Here is a 15,956-nt window from a genome sequence, read left to right as displayed (position 1 = left end):
GCCTCTTAATTCTTTAGTCGTCGGGTAATATGAGGTTTGGCACCTAACGATATGCGATCAGCTGGTAACGATCTCACCAGTACCGAACCGGCTCCAATCACAGAGTTTTTTCCCACGGTCAACGACTGAACGATGGTAGCACCAGCGCCAACGAAAGCCCCTTCGCAAATAGTACAACCCCCACAAACCACTGCACCGGGGGCAATATGTACGTTAGCGTAGACATTACAGTCATGATCAATGCTCGCACGGGTATTGATGATTGTATTTTCACCGATGTCGCAGTCAGCCTGTATGGTAGCACCCGCCATGACTTGAACGCCTTGGCCAAGGTTCGCAGTGGAGTCGACTGAAGCACAGGGATGAACCAATACAGGAAAACTAAATCCCTTGGCTCGGTAGTGCTTGAATATTATTTCTCGAAAATTATTATGAGTGACCTGGCCAATTCCATTGATAAGTCCAACTTCTGCGGGATCTAATTGCTCAATACAACCGTCATCACCAAGCACCTCGACGCCACGCCACTCCTTCACTTCTTTGGATTTAAATTCAGGAGCACATACACCAATGACATCAAACCCCGCCGATGTCGCTAATGAAAGAAGAACCTTAGCATGGCCTCCTGCGCCGATTAGCACTACGGACTTTACAGTCTTTACAAGTTTCACTGCTCGAGAGCCTCGCCCACGGCATATTCACGCGGGCTGACTTTTCCGATCAAACTCCATAGTTCAACAGCCGGTACGCCACCGCAACTGCGCGCCGTTGTAAGGTCTTCACGGGACAACACAGTTCCTTTTGCTATTTGACGATTTGCTACGACCTGCTGCCGGGCGGCCTTGCGTGTATCCCACTCGCTTGCTTGCGGAGCCTTGCACGCACTACCAATAGCTTGCTCTAAGGCCCGGATATCATTGATCATGCCTTTAAGCTCATTCGGCTCGAGGGATGCCTTGTGATCAGGCCCTGGCAAAGTCCGATCAAGCGTAAAATGCTTTTCAATGACCTTGGCTCCCCTTGCCACAGCAGCAATAGAGACCAACGCACCTTCCGTATGGTCCGAATATCCAACCTCGAGACCAAAAGCGTTTGCGAGCGTATCCATCGCCCTTAAATTGACCTCGGCCCAAGGGGTGGGGTACTGCGATGTGCAGTGAAGCAAGGTCACGTGTCCAAGCAATTTATGCCTGTTTTCTGCAACGCTCCAGGAACGCCAAACGTCATCCATGTTCTCTGGCTCACGCTCATGGACCAAGGCATGCGCAACAATAGCCAAACCCTGCTCAACCTCACTGAGCGTGGCCATTCCAGTGGAAAGCACCAGGGGCTTCTGCGTCCGGGCAAATTGCCAAAGCAATGGACCATTGGTCAATTCGCCGGAGGGCACCTTGAAAAAAGGCATCTCCAAGCGGCATAGAAAGTCCAAGCTCTCCGCATCAAAAGCGGTTGAAAGGAACTCGATTCCGAGATCTCGAGCGTGTCGTTGGATATCCTGATGCCACTCCTTTGGCAACTCAAGCCTCTTCAACATTGCAAGCTGAGATTCAGCATTGTCGGTATTCCTGACTTGGTAGGCAGCCTTGGGGGCACTCTTGGAAGCCAGCTTAGCAGCATCAAACGTCTGGAACTTCACCGCATCAGCGCCAGACGCTGCAGCTGCTTCAACAAGTGCCAACGCCATGTCCCGTTGACCGTTATGGTTAACACCAGCTTCTGCAATTACGTACACACCTTGCGAGCAACTTTTCATAGTAAATCCAGATCATAGAATTTTTTTGAAGTATTGCCGTCGAAACCTATCAGCTGCTGTACGATTTTCCGACTGGCATCGCCTTGCCCATAGGGATTTTCTGCATGTTTGCACATATCGGAGAAGCCCTCGGACAACGCTAGGGAAATAGCTTGGCGAATTGAGCTGGCGCTAGGCTCACAAGGGATAACGGTTTCGGCAGCCAGCCGGCCTTTCTGACGCGAGCCAATATTGACAGTCGGCAAACCAAATGAAGGCACTTCGATAATTCCGCTTGACGAGTTACCGACTACGACACTCGCATATTGCAATATACTTAAATAGCGTTTGAACCCAAGCGATGGCACGGCGAGCACCCTGTCAGGGTTGAGTGCTGCATATTTTTCAATCAACGATATTATGCTACGGCCGCCGTTGTCTGCATTGGGGTAAGTAATAATCACTTGATGATCTGGAAATGAATCCAACGCACCCAGCAAAGCACAGAAGCTCTGCTCAGGATCCTCTTCAGCAAGGGTGACCGGATGATAGGTCACCAACATGAAAGGCCTTTCTATCTGGAAATCGAGGCTTTGAGACAACGCCTCGAGAGACAAAAACTCTCCCCGCTTCACATGATCTAAGCCAACGGCACCAACGTTAAATACTCGTGCAGGATCTTCGCCCATTTGAATGACACGTTGCCTATAGGGTTCCGCGGCCACAAAATGCAGGGCGGCCATTTTACTTATGGCATGCCGAATAGCATCATCATAGGCCCCTTCCGTTATTTCTCCACCATGGATATGAGCCACTGGAATTTTCATGATGAGTGCAGCTTGCACTATCGCTAGTGCCTCGAACCGGTCCCCGAGCACCACCAGTATATCTGGCGCCAACCGCTCCAAGGCTTCGGCAAATCCCAATAATCCCAAGCCCATGGATTTGACAACGCCAACCGCCGTGTCAGATGACAACAGCATTTCGACTTTTGCATCAATCTCAAATCCATCATGAGCGATCTGTTTCCAAGTCTCTCCGAACTCTGGGGACAGATGCATACCACTCACGATGACTTTGAGGTCCAACGAAGGATTATTTTCTATATCCTTCATCAACCAATACAAAAGGCCATATTCAGCCCTGGTACCGGTAAAAACTGCAACCTTACTGGCCACGCTGAAACTCCGGCAACACGCTGCTCGGCAAATTCACTACTCGGGATTCCAGCCACAGCGAGTTGGTCAAGTCGCCTTTAATGCATTTATTGTAAAGCGGAAGGTGACACATTAACTTCCAGATAGGTCGAGTCATAACGCCTTTATCGTTAGTTGCTTTAAGAAGAGCATCACGACGCTCAACAGATTCGCAAATCACCGTATTCAGCCAGTAATTCGAGCGACATTCAGGAGGCTCTTTGAAAAAAGTCAGCTCGCTATTAGCCAACAACGAGGCGTAGCGGGACGCCAACTCACGCTTGGCTGAAACAAATGTGTCGATCTGCTCCAGCTGCGCACATCCCAAAGCAGCATTCAGGTTGGGCAATCTATAATTGAAACCCAATTCGTCATGAACATATTCATAGGGATGAGGTTGCTTCGCCGTTGTGGTCAGGTGTTTGGCTTTTATGCCAAGTGTCTCGTTAGAAAGAATAGCCCCCCCGCCACCCGTGGTAATAATTTTATTACCATTGAAGCTGAGGACTCCCAAAGCACCAAATGTTCCAGTATGCTGCCCTTTATATAGACTTCCGAGCGATTCCGCCGCATCCTCGATTAAGGTTATATTCCAAAGCCGGCAAACTTTTACCAAGTGATCGATATCTACTGGGTGCCCAAACGTGTGCATCGGCAAACAGGCTCGGATAACCTGATGCGTCGTTTTGTTGCGACAAAGCCCATTATCGTCTAGATAAGCATGCTCTTGAAGCCACTTACTCATGGCCGAAGGGGAAAATCCAAGTGTATGCAGATCAACGTCAATGAAAACTGGCATCGCCCCGCAATAAGCGATTGCATTGCAGGTCGCGACAAAAGTTAACGCTTGAGTCAAGACCAGATCGCCGGCCTTTACCTCAGCTAAAACAAGCGCCGTGTGAAGAGCTGCCGTGCCGTTTACCGTCGCCGTCGCCCGAGGACTCCTAGTATAGGACGCCATGTTTTTTTCGAAACGATCGACAAAGGCACCTACGCTCGATACGTATGTAGATTCGATTGTTTCCACTACATAATCACGTTCGCGACCATTGAAGACCGGTGCATGCAGCGGAATGTAGTCATTGGTAGCGTATTCTTCACGCACGAATTTAATTAACGAATCGAACATACTCCCCCCTCTCAGACGTTATAAATATCAGCTTTATACTTAGCCAAATTTTCGGGAACGAGAAGCCAGTCGATTGTTTGTTGCAGGCCTTCAGAAATAGAATAACTCGGAACAAAACCGGTCAGTTTATTTATTTTGGTATTGTCACACCACAATCTGAATACTTCCGATTTTCCTGGACGCATGCGCTGATCGTCAGTCAAGAATTCCACATCACTGTTCATCAGCTTTTTGATAAGCTCAAGCGTATCACGTACAGATATTTCGTAGTTGGAACCAATATTTACCGTCTCGCCAATGGCTTCCTGGCAACGCGCCAACTGTAAGAATCCCCGGCAGGTATCAGCCACGTAGTTGAAATCTCGGGTTGGGGAGACATCGCCTAGCTTAATCTGCTTCTGACCGCTTGCAATTTGAGTGATGATGGTTGGAATAACCGCCCTGGCCGATTGCCTAGGCCCGTAGGTATTAAACGGCCTGGCGATGGTCAACGGCAAATCGAAAGCATTGAAGAAGCTCATGGCCATCGCGTCGGCACCAATTTTCGAAGCGCTGTAAGGTGATTGAGCTTGTAGGGGGTGTTTTTCGTCGATAGGCACATACTGAGCGGTGCCATAAACTTCACTCGTAGAAGTATGGATCACCCTGCTGACATTATTTTCAAGGGCGGCCTGACAGATATTCAATGTACCTTTTACATTGGTGTCTACGTAGCTATCCGGAGCAACATACGAATATGGGATAGCAATCAATGCCGCAAGATGGAAAACAACATCAACTCCCTTTGTAATGTGCTTACAAAAATGCGGATCCCTGACATCGCCGCTAACGACTTCCACTTGATCAAGACAGTTGATATTTTCTAACCAACCCCAATAATTGAATGAATTGTATTGAGACAGCGCTTTTACTTGATAGCCTTCTTTCACCAACAACTCAACCAAATGGGAGCCAATAAACCCATCCGCACCCGTTACTAAAACTTTATTCAATTTCCACCTCAGTACTGGTTGAGTTTTTAAATTCGAACTGGCAATTTCAAGCTTGCCAGCTCTATTAATTCGTTAGTCAAATTTCACACCAATAGGTATGTCACCGACCCGGAGATTCAATTTTTCTCAATGGCACATTGACATTACGACTCGCACCGCCCACCATAAAATGCGATTGAGCCACCTCAATAGTCTTAGGGGACAAGATGAAAGCACAGATCCTTTGCGGAGCGTGGAAAACTACCCAAACTTTCTCAGTATTCATGATGCAACTCCCTCCGCTTCGTAGCCTATCCATTGCCTTGGAAAATTTGTACCTATGTCCACCCTACCGAGCAGTGCCTCAGCAGTCGATGAGTGAGCCGACAAGCCCAAATGGAACCTACAGGCTTTTCAAGCCTACGCAAATTTAGCCAAGCCTGCCCAGCGCAGCAGCGCCCATGAGCTCACGGTTCGCTCCTTACCCGACATGCCCCCCCTAAGAGAGCATTCAGACGTGCGCATCAGAAACAATCTCGATTTTGTACCAAAATTAGACCTATTCCGTAGCCAGCCCTGCTAAATACCTGCTGCTCATTGCTGCATTACTTGCCAGCAGCCCTAATGATAGCGAGGCCAAGCCACAGGGGAAAATGGTTTTTACCAGCCCCCCTCCTCCAGACTCACCTGGAAACTATCCTGGGGGCGGAAAGAGAGTCGACGTGCCGGGCGTAAAGCCGAACTGTTGGAAATGCTGCCCCCCCCCCACCCAACCTGACAATGACCGAGGTTACCCGACGGGAGGAGTGCTGCTGCATGCCCTTGTCAGCCTCGCTCAAGCGAGCCAGTGCCAAAGGATGTGTGTTGGCGACCGATTCCAAACAACCAGGCGACATTTGGTTGGCGGAAATGAAATCCCTGATCGCCGCTGAATGTGCGAGCTTGTTCATGATTAAGCTGAGCGAGAAACGATGGCGGATTGCCTGAGCAACAAAAGTTCAAGCAGTCCCGGCCAAAGCGCTGAATGAACACAGGCGGCAGCGTTTCTTCACCTGTACAACGGCACCAAGCATGCCCACCTACCGCCCAGCCAGATCGAACCGAGATAAGCGGATAAATAACTGCCTGGCCTCGGAGTCGTCGCTATATCGCGCACTCCGAGTTACCGACAGCGTCAGCATCGAGATATGCCCAGCGCTCTGTGCGCCATGCAGAGCCTACGACATGCGGCGCACGCGCCGACCGAGTGTGGTTGAGGGACATTACGTATCTGCCGTCTTCGGAACAGGGCAAGCACGATTTGCCCTGAAGATTCCGAGCAAATACGTCTTATACATATGGATCGAAATAGGGCTTCAGCTCGGGACTTTCCCCCATCCTATAGTTCAACTCACCAATACCGCTCCGAGTAAACGGAATAATAAAAAACTTACTTAAGAAATTTGTAAGGAACGAGAAAGCAACCGCACTGATCAAAGTCAGAGAATCTTTGATAGTGACCCAAGACTCCCGGGCTTACACATCCATTATTTCAGGAGTCGACTCTTCCCCATGAACCAAGACAGGAACGGTCCAAGCATCATGCCAGCGAGCAGCGCCAGGAGGACGCAAATCGAAACGGGTAGCTCGGGGGCAGGCCAGCCCAGGAACAATAGCGTGGCAGGCTGATTATTTTCCAGCACAAACAGGACAATCACCAAGGCCACGAGCAGCGCAGCTACGAAAAACGCCAAGCGCCTAAAGTTCCGCATTTATCTTCTTCCCCTTTGTCAAAGCTCATCCCCCTCCTCTTCGTTAACTCGATCCCTGAGCTCTTTACCTGGCTTGAAATGGGGAACGAATTTGCCGTCCAGGCTTACCGATTGCCCGGTCTTGGGATTACGCCCCACCCGCGGAGCACGGTAATGCAGGGAAAAACTGCCAAAGCCACGGATCTCGATTCGATCCCCGGTTGCCAGGCACTGGGACATTTGTTCAAGCATGGTCTTGATGGCCAGCTCCACATCCTTGGATGAGAGTAGCCCTTGATGGGTGACAATTCGTTCGATCAACTCCGACTTCGTCATATTTTTCCCTTCTTTATCAAGCAGCTAGATCAGTGCTTCGAAAGGTTTTAGCATGCCCGGAAGGATTTGAACAGCCCAAGTATTGACAAATCTTTTGCACATCTGACCATCCCTTTTTGGTGCAGACACTCCAAGCTCTTCCAACTATCGACAGATGACCAGCATGGTACGGGTCAAGTACCCGGCGGGATTGAAGCCGAAGGGATACCAGTCCTCATCCTTGGCATCGTCAGATCGAGTTATTACCTTGTAGCCCGCCCCCTTGCACTCCCTGCCAGCGCGCTTGTGGCACTTCTCCCACCCGGAACCCAACCCCGAGCAGTCGACTTCGATGCCGCTTACACCGCGCACCGCATGGGTCTTGGCGCTTGTAGAACAACCCGCCATAACCAGAACAGCCACTATCAGCAAAAGCTTTTTCATCCGAATCCTTGAGCCAGGATCCTGAGCCCAATCATTTGGGCCAGGCTCGAATCAGATCCTATTGATGATTGATCCGCTTGATAAAGAGACAATTTGAAGAGCGGGTTGGTTTCCCAAGTGCCGTCCTGACAGCGATCATTCTGAAACGCCAGGAACACCGAGAATACAACAGGCACAAAAAAGGGCGACCGAAGTCGCCCTTTTTTACAGAAAGCCAGAACTCAGTTCTGCTTTTCCGCTTGTGCAGCACGCAGCAGGTCACCCAGGGTGGTCGCTACTGGAGCATCCGTAGCTGGCTTGTCGCGCAGGCTCTGGATAGCTTCTTTCTCTTCCTCAACGTCCTTCGACTTGATCGAGAGCTGGATTACGCGACTCTTGCGGTCAACGCTGATGATCTTGGCTTCTACTTCTTCACCTTCTTTCAGGACGTTACGCGCATCTTCAACGCGGTCACGGCTGATTTCGGAGGCTTTCAGAGTCGCTTCGATATCGTCGGCCAAAGTGATGATGGCGCCTTTGGCGTCAACTTCTTTCACGATGCCCTTAACGATTGCGCCTTTGTCGTTCTCTTGAACGTACTCGGAGAACGGATCGCTTTCCAGTTGCTTGATGCCCAGGGAGATGCGCTCGCGCTCTGGGTCAACCGACAGGATAACGGTGTCCAGCTCGTCGCCCTTCTTGAAACGGCGTACGGCTTCTTCGCCCACTTCGTTCCAGGAGATATCGGACAGGTGAACCAGGCCGTCAATGCCGCCGTCCAGACCAATGAAGATACCGAAATCGGTGATCGACTTGATGGTGCCGGAGATCTTGTCGCCCTTGTTGAACTGGCCAGAGAAGTCTTCCCACGGGTTCGACTTGCACTGCTTGATGCCCAGGGAGATACGACGACGCTCTTCGTCGATGTCCAGAACCATGACTTCCACTTCGTCGCCGACTTGTACGACTTTCGAAGGGTGGATGTTCTTGTTGGTCCAGTCCATTTCGGAAACGTGTACCAGGCCTTCAACGCCTTCTTCCAGCTCAGCGAAGCAGCCGTAGTCGGTCAGGTTGGTAACACGAGCGGTGACGCGAGTGCCTTCTGGGTAACGGGCTTTGATAGCAACCCATGGATCTTCGCCCAGTTGCTTCAGACCCAGGGAAACACGATTGCGCTCGCGATCGTACTTCAGAACCTTGACATCGATTTCGTCGCCAACGTTGACGATTTCCGAAGGATGCTTGATACGCTTCCAGGCCATGTCGGTGATGTGCAGCAGGCCATCGACGCCACCCAGATCGACGAATGCGCCGTAGTCGGTGAGGTTCTTGACGATACCTTTGACCTGCTGGCCTTCCTGCAGCGATTCCAACAGAGCTTCGCGCTCGGCGGAGTTTTCGGCTTCCAGGACGCTGCGACGGGAAACGACAACGTTGTTGCGCTTCTGGTCCAGCTTGATGACCTTGAATTCCAGCTCTTTGCCTTCCAGGTGCGTGGTGTCGCGCACTGGACGGACGTCAACCAGGGAACCTGGCAGGAACGCACGGATGCCGTTAACGTCGACAGTGAAGCCGCCTTTAACCTTACCGTTGATAACGCCCTTGACCACTTCCTCAGCTGCGAAAGCCGCTTCCAGAACGATCCAGCATTCAGCGCGCTTGGCTTTCTCACGGGACAGCTTGGTTTCGCCAAAGCCATCTTCAACCGAGTCCAGAGCAACGTGAACTTCGTCACCGACGTTGATGTTCAGCTCGCCAGCGTCGTTGTAGAACTGCTCCAGCGGGATGAGGGCTTCAGACTTCAGGCCAGCGTGAACGGTTACCCAGCGAGCCTGGTAGTCGATATCAACGATAACACCGGTGATGATGGAGCCTGTCTGAAGGTTCAGGGTTTTCAGGCTTTCTTCAAAGAGTTCCGCAAAGCTTTCGCTCATTTTAATTCCTGTTGATTGGGGCGAAGGATACGCCCGGCTCCACACCCCAGACGGTGTGGGTTAGTTTCATATAAAAGAAGACCGCAGGACTATGACTGGTCCCCTGCGGAGCTTCCTGGTCACCCGGCGATATCGCGAATGGCGATCTCGCTCATGATGCGTTGCAACACCTGATCGATGGACAACTCCGTGGAATCCAGCTGTATCGCATCGGTCGCCGGCTTTAGCGGGGCTACTGCGCGCTGGGTGTCACGCTCGTCGCGCGCACGGATCTCATCTAGCAGACTCGACAGACTAACATCCTCGCCCTTGCCCTTCAACTGCAAATATCGGCGGCGAGCCCGCTCCTCCGCACTGGCAGTGAGGAAAATCTTCAATGGCGCGTCCGGAAACACCACCGTTCCCATGTCCCGACCATCGGCCACCAGCCCCGGTGGTTCCTGGAATGCCCGCTGACGCTGCAGCAACGCTTCGCGCACCGCCGGTAGCGCGGCAACCTGCGAAGCGCCTGCACCCACGCTCTCGGTACGGATGACATCGCTGACTTCGTCGCCTTCCAGGATGATGCGCTGCAACTGGCCCTCGGTCGCGGCGATGAACTGCACATCCAGATGCGCCGCCAGGGCCTTGAGCAGTTCTTCGTTGGTCAGGTCCACGCCATGGTTGCTGGCCGCGAACGCCAGCAGTCGATACAACGCCCCCGAGTCGAGCAGGTTCCAGCCCAGTTGACGGGCCAGAATCCCGGCAACGGTGCCCTTGCCCGAGCCGCTAGGGCCATCGATGGTGATGACCGGTGTCTTGATCTTCACGACTGCGCCTCTTGTGCTACTCGAATACCGACCTGCGCACACAGCGCGAGGAAGTTCGGAAACGACGTCGCGACGTTGGCACAGTCGTGGATGCGGATCGGTGCGCTGGCACGCAAGGAAGCCACGCTGAATGCCATGGCAATACGGTGGTCGCCATGCCCATGAACCTCGCCGCCGCCGATCTGGCCGCCGTCGATGATGATGCCATCCGGAGTCGGCTCGCACTTGACCCCCAGCGCCAGCAGGCCATCAGCCATCACCTGGATACGGTCCGATTCCTTGACCCGCAGCTCTTCGGCGCCAGTCAATACGGTACGCCCTTCTGCACAGGCCGCCGCCACGAACAGCACCGGGAACTCGTCGATCGCCAGCGGAACCAGCGCTTCCGGAATCTCGATACCCTTGAGTTTAGCTGCTCTTACGCGCAGGTCCGCTACGGGTTCGCCACCGACTTCACGCTGGTTTTCCAAGGTGATATCAGCGCCCATCAGGCGCAGGATATCGATCACACCGGTACGGGTCGGGTTGATGCCGACGTGTTCGAGCACCAGTTCGGAGCCCTCGGCGATAGACGCTGCCACCAGGAAGAACGCGGACGAAGAGATATCGCCTGGCACTTCGATGTGGGTGGCCGTCAGCTTGCTACCGGACTCAACGGACGCCGTGGCCCCGTCGACCGTGACCGGGTAACCGAAACCGCGCAGCATGCGCTCGGTGTGATCGCGGGTCGGGGCGGGTTCGGTGACGGTGGTCTTGCCTTCGGCATAAAGACCGGCCAGCAGCAGGCAGGATTTCACCTGGGCGCTGGCCATCGGCATGGTATAGGTCAAGCCCTTGAGCTTGTTGCCGCCACGAATGGTCATCGGCGGACGCCCGTCGGCCGCCGTCTCGATGACCGCACCCATTTCCCGCAGTGGATTGGCCACCCGATTCATCGGACGCTTGGACAACGAAGCGTCGCCGGTCAGGACACTGTCGAAGTCCTGGGCGGCCAGCAGGCCGGACAACAGGCGCATCGAGGTACCCGAGTTGCCCAGGTAGATCGGTCCAGGGGCAGGCTTGAGGCCATGCAGGCCGACCCCATGGATGGTCACGCGGCCATGATGCGGGCCTTCGATGACCACACCCATGTCGCGAAATGCCTGCAATGTCGCCAGGGCGTCTTCGCCTTCGAGGAAGCCTTCCACCTCGGTCACGCCTTCAGCCAGGGAGCCGAGCATGATCGAGCGGTGGGAAATCGATTTATCGCCCGGTACACGAATACGCCCACTCAGGGAGCCACCAGGTTGTGCCAGGAAAATCAGATCGTTGGAATTCATAGCGTCCACATAGGCCCGACGGGCCAGGATTTTACTGAAATGCTCGCGGGCCACCCTGGCGCGTGTGAAAACGCCCAGCAATTGGTGCCCGTCCCCTGCATCGACCGCGTCGCGCAAGGCGTCGAGATCGCTGCGAAATGTATCGAGTGTGCGCAGGACAGCTTCGCGATTGGCGAGGAAGATGTCGTGCCACATGACCGGGTCGCTACCAGCGATTCTCGTGAAATCGCGGAAACCGCCGGCAGCGTAACGGAAGATCTCGAGATTTTCATTGCGTTTGGCCAATGAATCCACCAGACCGAACGCCAACAGGTGCGGCAGATGGCTGGTAGCGGCCAGGACTTCATCATGCCGTCCGACCTGCATGTGCTCGACATCGGCCCCCAGCTCACGCCACAAACGGTCCACCACCGCCAGCGCAGCCGGATCGGTTTGCTCCAGCGGCGTCAGAATCACCTTGTGGCGGCGAAACAGTTCGGCGTTGGAAGCTTCAACGCCGCTCTGCTCGGAACCGGCAATCGGGTGACCGGGCACGAACCGTGCCGGCATCCCACCGAAAGCCTCGGTGGCCGCCCGCACGACGTTACCCTTGGCGCTGCCGACATCGGTCAGGATCGCCTCGCCCAGGTCCATGATCGCCAGGCGCGCCAGCAATTTCTCCATGGCCAGGATCGGCACCGCCAGCTGGATGACATCGGCCCCCTGGCAAGCAGCGGCCAGGTCATCCTCGCAACGATCCACCACACCAAGCTCCACCGCCAGCTTGCGCGATTGCGGGTCCAGGTCGACACCGACCACTTCACGACACAGACCGCTCTCGCGCAGCCCCTTGGCGAACGAACCACCGATCAGCCCCAGGCCGATCACCACCAGGCGACCGATCATAGGCACGACAGGTTGCAACGCAGTGACATCAACCACAAGCCAGGACCTTGCTCAACGCCTCTAGGAAACGGCTGTTTTCCGCCGGCAAGCCAATGGTGACGCGCAGATGGTTCGGCAGGCCGTAGTTAGCCACCGGACGCACGATCACTCCTTCACGCAGCAACTCCTGGAACACCGGCGCGGCAACGCGCCCCAGGTCGACACAGATAAAGTTGCCCTTGGAGGGAATCCAGCCCAGGCCCAGTTCACGGAAGCCGGCTTCCAACTGCTGCATGCCGGCCTCGTTCAGGCGGCGACCCTGCTCGAGGTACTCCTCATCCTGGAGCGCGGCGCATGCGGCAGCCAGGGCAAAACTGTTGACGTTGAACGGCTGGCGTACGCGGTTAAGCACATCGGCCACCACGGCAGTGGACAGGCCATAGCCGACCCGCAGCGACGCCAGGCCGTAGGCCTTGGAGAACGTGCGCGAGACCAGCAGGTTTGGGTAGGCCGCGAGGAAATCCAGGCCATCGGGCAGTTCGCTCCCCTCGGCATACTCGATGTATGCCTCGTCCAGCACCACCAGTACATGCTCAGGAACGTCCTGCAGGAAGTCGTCCAATGCCTGGGCGTCGAACCAGGTGCCGGTCGGATTGTTCGGGTTGGCGATGAAGACCACCCGGGTATTGGCATCGATGGCAGCCAGCATCGCCGGCAGATCGTGTCCGAAATCCTTGGCCGGCACCACATGCGCATCGGCACCCACGGCCTGGGTCGCGATCGGGTAGACCGCGAACGCGTGCTCGCTGAACACGGCATTGAGGCCCGGCGCGAGGTAGGCGCGCGCCACCAGCTCGAGAATGTCGTTGGAACCGTTGCCCAGGGTCACCTGGGTCAATTCAACGCCACAGCGCTCGGCCAGCAGGCTCTTGAGGGCATAACCGTTGCCATCGGGATAACGGGTCAGATCGGCCAGTTCATCGCGAATTGCCGCCAGCGCCTTGGGGCTCGCGCCCAGGGGGTTTTCATTGCTCGCCAGCTTGACGATGCGGGTCGGATCCAGATTCAGCTCGCGGGCCAGTTCGTCCACAGGCTTGCCCGGAACGTAAGGCGAAAGTTGTTGCACGCCTGGCTGAGCCAGGGCGAGGAAGTTGCCACTCATTTGCTATCCGCCCTTAAAGAACTGCCTTGGGGTAGGAACCCAGCACCTTGAGTGCCACTGCTTCCTGACTGATTTTCTCCAGCACACCTTTTACCAGCGGATCGCGGTGATGGCCGACGAAATCGATGAAAAACACGTAGGTCCATTTACCGCTGCGCGAAGGACGGGTCTCGATCCGGGTCAGGTCGATACCGTTGTCGTGGAATGGCACCAGCAATTCATGGAGTGCACCGGGCTTGTTGCTCATGGAGACGATGATCGACGTCTTGTCGTCGCCAGTCGGAGGAACCTCCTGATTGCCGATCATCAGGAATCGCGTGGAGTTGTCCGGGCGATCCTCGATTTTCTCCGCCAGACGGGTCAAGCCGTAGAGACCGGCCGCCATGTCTCCGGCGATGGCCGCCGAGTTCCACTCGCCCTTGACCCGCTTGGCCGCTTCGGCGTTGCTCGATACCGCCACGCGCTCGACATTCGGGTAATGGGCATCCAGCCACTTGCGGCACTGGGCCAGGGACTGGGCATGGGAATAGATCCGGCTGATGCTGTCGGTCTTGGTGTTTTCCCCCACCAGCAGATGGTGGTGGATGCGCAACTCCACTTCGCCACAGATCACCATGTCGTGCTCGAGGAAGCTGTCCAGCGTGTGGTTGACCGCGCCTTCGGTGGAGTTTTCCACCGGAACCACGCCAAAATTCACCGCGCCGGCCGCTACTTCACGGAAGACTTCGTCGATGGCCGCCATCGGCTTGCTGATGACGGCATGGCCGAAGTGCTTCATGGCGGCGGCCTGGGTGAAGGTACCTTCCGGCCCCAGGTAGGCGACTTTCAACGGCTGCTCGAGTGCCAGGCACGAGGACATGATTTCACGGAACAACCGCGCCATCTCTTCGTTGCCCAAGGGTCCCTTGTTGCGCTCCATGACCCGTTTGAGCACCTGAGCCTCACGCTCGGGACGATAGAACACCGGCGTTTCGCCCTCGGCCAGGGAGGCCATCTTCACGCGAGCGACTTCCTGGGCGCAGCGTGCTCGCTCGCTGATCAACTCCAGGACTTTTTCGTCCAGGGCATCGATGCGCAGGCGCAGCGCCTTGAGTTCCTGTTCTGACATCAGCCGTGTTCCTTCTCGAACTCTGCCATGTAGGCCACCAGTGCATTGACGGCATGGATGTCCACGGCGTTATAGATGGAGGCACGCATGCCACCCACGGAGCGGTGGCCCTTGAGGTTCAGCAGGCCGCGTTCTTCGGCGCCTGCCAGGAACGGCTTGTCGAGACGATCGTCGGCCAGGCGGAACGGAACGTTCATCCACGAGCGATCGGTCTTGTTGATCGGGTTGCTGTACAGGTCACTGGCATCGATGAAGTCGTAGAGCGTGCGTTGCTTCACTTCGTTGAGCTTGCCGATGGCTTCGACCCCGCCCTGCTCCTTCAGCCATTCGAACACCAGGCCGGACAGGTACCAGGCCAGGGTCGGGGGGGTGTTGTACATGGAGCCGTTGTCGGCCGCGACCTTGTAGTCGAGCATGGTCGGGCACAGGGCGCGGGCGCGCCCCAGCAGGTCTTCACGAATGATGCTGACCAGGATGCCGCTCGGACCGATGTTCTTCTGGGCACCGGCGTAGATCATGCCGAACCGGGAGATATCCACAGGACGCGAGAGAATATCCGACGACATGTCGGCGACCAGCGGGACATCGCCGGTTTCCGGGATCCAGTTGAACTCCAGGCCGCCGATGGTCTCATTCGGCGCGTAGTGAACGTAAGCGGCGTCCTTGGACAGGTTCCACTCGTTCTGCCCGGGAATGGCGAAGTAATCGTAGGGCTTGGCGCTGGCCGCAACGTTCACGTGACCATAACGCGAGGCTTCTTCGATGGCTTTCTGCGACCAGATACCGGTATCGATGTAGTCGGCCTTGCCGCTTTCCGGCAGCAGGTTCAGCGGAACCTGGGCGAACTGCTGGCTGGCACCGCCCTGGAGGAACAGCACCTTGTAGTTGGACGGGATGTTCAGCAGATCACGCAGGTCCTGCTCGGCCTTGGTGGCAATGGACACGAACTCATCGCTGCGATGGCTCATTTCCATGACAGACAGGCCCTTGCCATGCCAGTCGAGAAGTTCACCCTGGGCGCGCTTCAGGACCGCTTCAGGAAGCGCCGCCGGGCCGGCACAGAAGTTATAGGCTCTCTTGCTCACATCCAATCTCGCTCTGATCTGGTGGTCACTTAAATCTTTCGGTCTGCACGGAATCGTCCCCGTGCTCTGCATGGGAGTGCATCCAATGAAGCTCGGCGCCATGGGGCGCTGAGCATGGGAGCGATCCTATGCAGCATCACAAACAACAAGGGGGCGAATCTTCATCCGCCCCCTGCGTG

At 55.4% G+C, this 15,956-nt stretch carries 15 protein-coding genes; 1 reads left to right on the top strand and 14 read right to left on the bottom strand.

Going from position 1 to position 15,956, the window contains the following annotated elements:
* Window positions 1–5: 5 nt before the first annotated feature.
* From AC1M7R_RS19470 to AC1M7R_RS19450, 5 genes are read right to left on the bottom strand one after another with little or no spacing between them, the layout of a single operon-like run.
* Window positions 6–671, bottom strand: a complete 666-nt coding sequence (locus tag AC1M7R_RS19470; RefSeq protein ID WP_072430286.1) for an acetyltransferase — start codon at window positions 669–671, stop codon at window positions 6–8.
* Window positions 668–1,753 (bottom strand): N-acetylneuraminate synthase, encoded by a 1,086-nt coding sequence (gene neuB / locus AC1M7R_RS19465; protein WP_490609841.1) that lies wholly within the window; start codon window positions 1,751–1,753, stop codon window positions 668–670. The genes AC1M7R_RS19470 and neuB overlap by 4 nt, the downstream gene beginning before the upstream one ends.
* A complete protein-coding gene (gene neuC / locus AC1M7R_RS19460; RefSeq protein WP_072430284.1) occupies window positions 1,750–2,910 on the bottom strand; it encodes a UDP-N-acetylglucosamine 2-epimerase in 1,161 nt (386 codons plus the stop codon). The genes neuB and neuC overlap by 4 nt, the downstream gene beginning before the upstream one ends.
* Window positions 2,900–4,057, bottom strand: a complete 1,158-nt coding sequence (locus AC1M7R_RS19455; RefSeq protein ID WP_072430283.1) for a LegC family aminotransferase — start codon at window positions 4,055–4,057, stop codon at window positions 2,900–2,902. The genes neuC and AC1M7R_RS19455 overlap by 11 nt, the downstream gene beginning before the upstream one ends.
* Window positions 4,058–4,068: 11 nt before the next feature.
* Complete coding sequence (locus AC1M7R_RS19450; RefSeq protein ID WP_072430282.1) at window positions 4,069–5,049, bottom strand: NAD-dependent 4,6-dehydratase LegB; 981 nt, start codon at window positions 5,047–5,049, stop codon at window positions 4,069–4,071.
* Window positions 5,050–5,844: 795 nt separating this feature from the next.
* On the opposite strand from AC1M7R_RS19450, the gene AC1M7R_RS19445 reads away from it, so the two are divergent.
* Window positions 5,845–6,015, top strand: a complete 171-nt coding sequence (locus tag AC1M7R_RS19445) for a hypothetical protein (RefSeq protein WP_177305080.1) — start codon at window positions 5,845–5,847, stop codon at window positions 6,013–6,015.
* A 539-nt stretch (window positions 6,016–6,554) separates the two neighbouring features.
* On the opposite strand, the gene AC1M7R_RS19440 is transcribed toward AC1M7R_RS19445, so the two are convergent.
* The 9 genes from AC1M7R_RS19440 to serC all read right to left on the bottom strand — a co-directional run bounded on the left by AC1M7R_RS19440 (window position 6,555) and on the right by serC (window position 15,777).
* Window positions 6,555–6,779: a lipopolysaccharide assembly protein LapA domain-containing protein gene (locus AC1M7R_RS19440; RefSeq protein ID WP_072430281.1), complete on the bottom strand. Its 225-nt coding sequence runs from the start codon at window positions 6,777–6,779 to the stop codon at window positions 6,555–6,557.
* 18 nt (window positions 6,780–6,797) lie between these two features.
* Window positions 6,798–7,094, bottom strand: a complete 297-nt coding sequence (ihfB, locus tag AC1M7R_RS19435) for an integration host factor subunit beta (RefSeq protein ID WP_003199243.1) — start codon at window positions 7,092–7,094, stop codon at window positions 6,798–6,800.
* 144 nt (window positions 7,095–7,238) lie between these two features.
* Complete coding sequence (locus AC1M7R_RS19430; protein ID WP_072389362.1) at window positions 7,239–7,517, bottom strand: hypothetical protein; 279 nt, start codon at window positions 7,515–7,517, stop codon at window positions 7,239–7,241.
* Between the two features lie 221 nt (window positions 7,518–7,738).
* Entirely contained in the window at window positions 7,739–9,430 is a 1,692-nt protein-coding gene (gene rpsA / locus AC1M7R_RS19425; protein WP_072389364.1) for a 30S ribosomal protein S1, read from the bottom strand.
* A 119-nt stretch (window positions 9,431–9,549) separates the two neighbouring features.
* Window positions 9,550–10,239, bottom strand: coding sequence for a (d)CMP kinase (gene cmk, locus AC1M7R_RS19420; RefSeq protein WP_123596410.1), 690 nt, complete (start codon window positions 10,237–10,239; stop codon window positions 9,550–9,552).
* On the bottom strand, window positions 10,236–12,443 hold the full coding sequence (locus AC1M7R_RS19415; protein WP_072458123.1) for a bifunctional prephenate dehydrogenase/3-phosphoshikimate 1-carboxyvinyltransferase: 2,208 nt from the start codon (window positions 12,441–12,443) through the stop codon (window positions 10,236–10,238). Before AC1M7R_RS19415 ends, cmk begins: the two co-directional genes overlap by 4 nt.
* A 28-nt stretch (window positions 12,444–12,471) precedes the next feature.
* Entirely contained in the window at window positions 12,472–13,584 is a 1,113-nt protein-coding gene (gene hisC / locus AC1M7R_RS19410; RefSeq protein ID WP_490609840.1) for a histidinol-phosphate transaminase, read from the bottom strand.
* Window positions 13,585–13,597: 13 nt separating this feature from the next.
* Window positions 13,598–14,692, bottom strand: coding sequence for a prephenate dehydratase (gene pheA / locus AC1M7R_RS19405; RefSeq protein WP_072389372.1), 1,095 nt, complete (start codon window positions 14,690–14,692; stop codon window positions 13,598–13,600).
* Complete coding sequence (gene serC / locus AC1M7R_RS19400; protein WP_072430276.1) at window positions 14,692–15,777, bottom strand: 3-phosphoserine/phosphohydroxythreonine transaminase; 1,086 nt, start codon at window positions 15,775–15,777, stop codon at window positions 14,692–14,694. Before serC ends, pheA begins: the two co-directional genes overlap by 1 nt.
* Window positions 15,778–15,956 lie beyond the last annotated feature (179 nt).

The sequence above is a fragment of the Pseudomonas sp. MS01C9 genome, from assembly GCF_058202755.1.
This window is presented reverse-complemented; position numbering and strand designations above follow the sequence as displayed.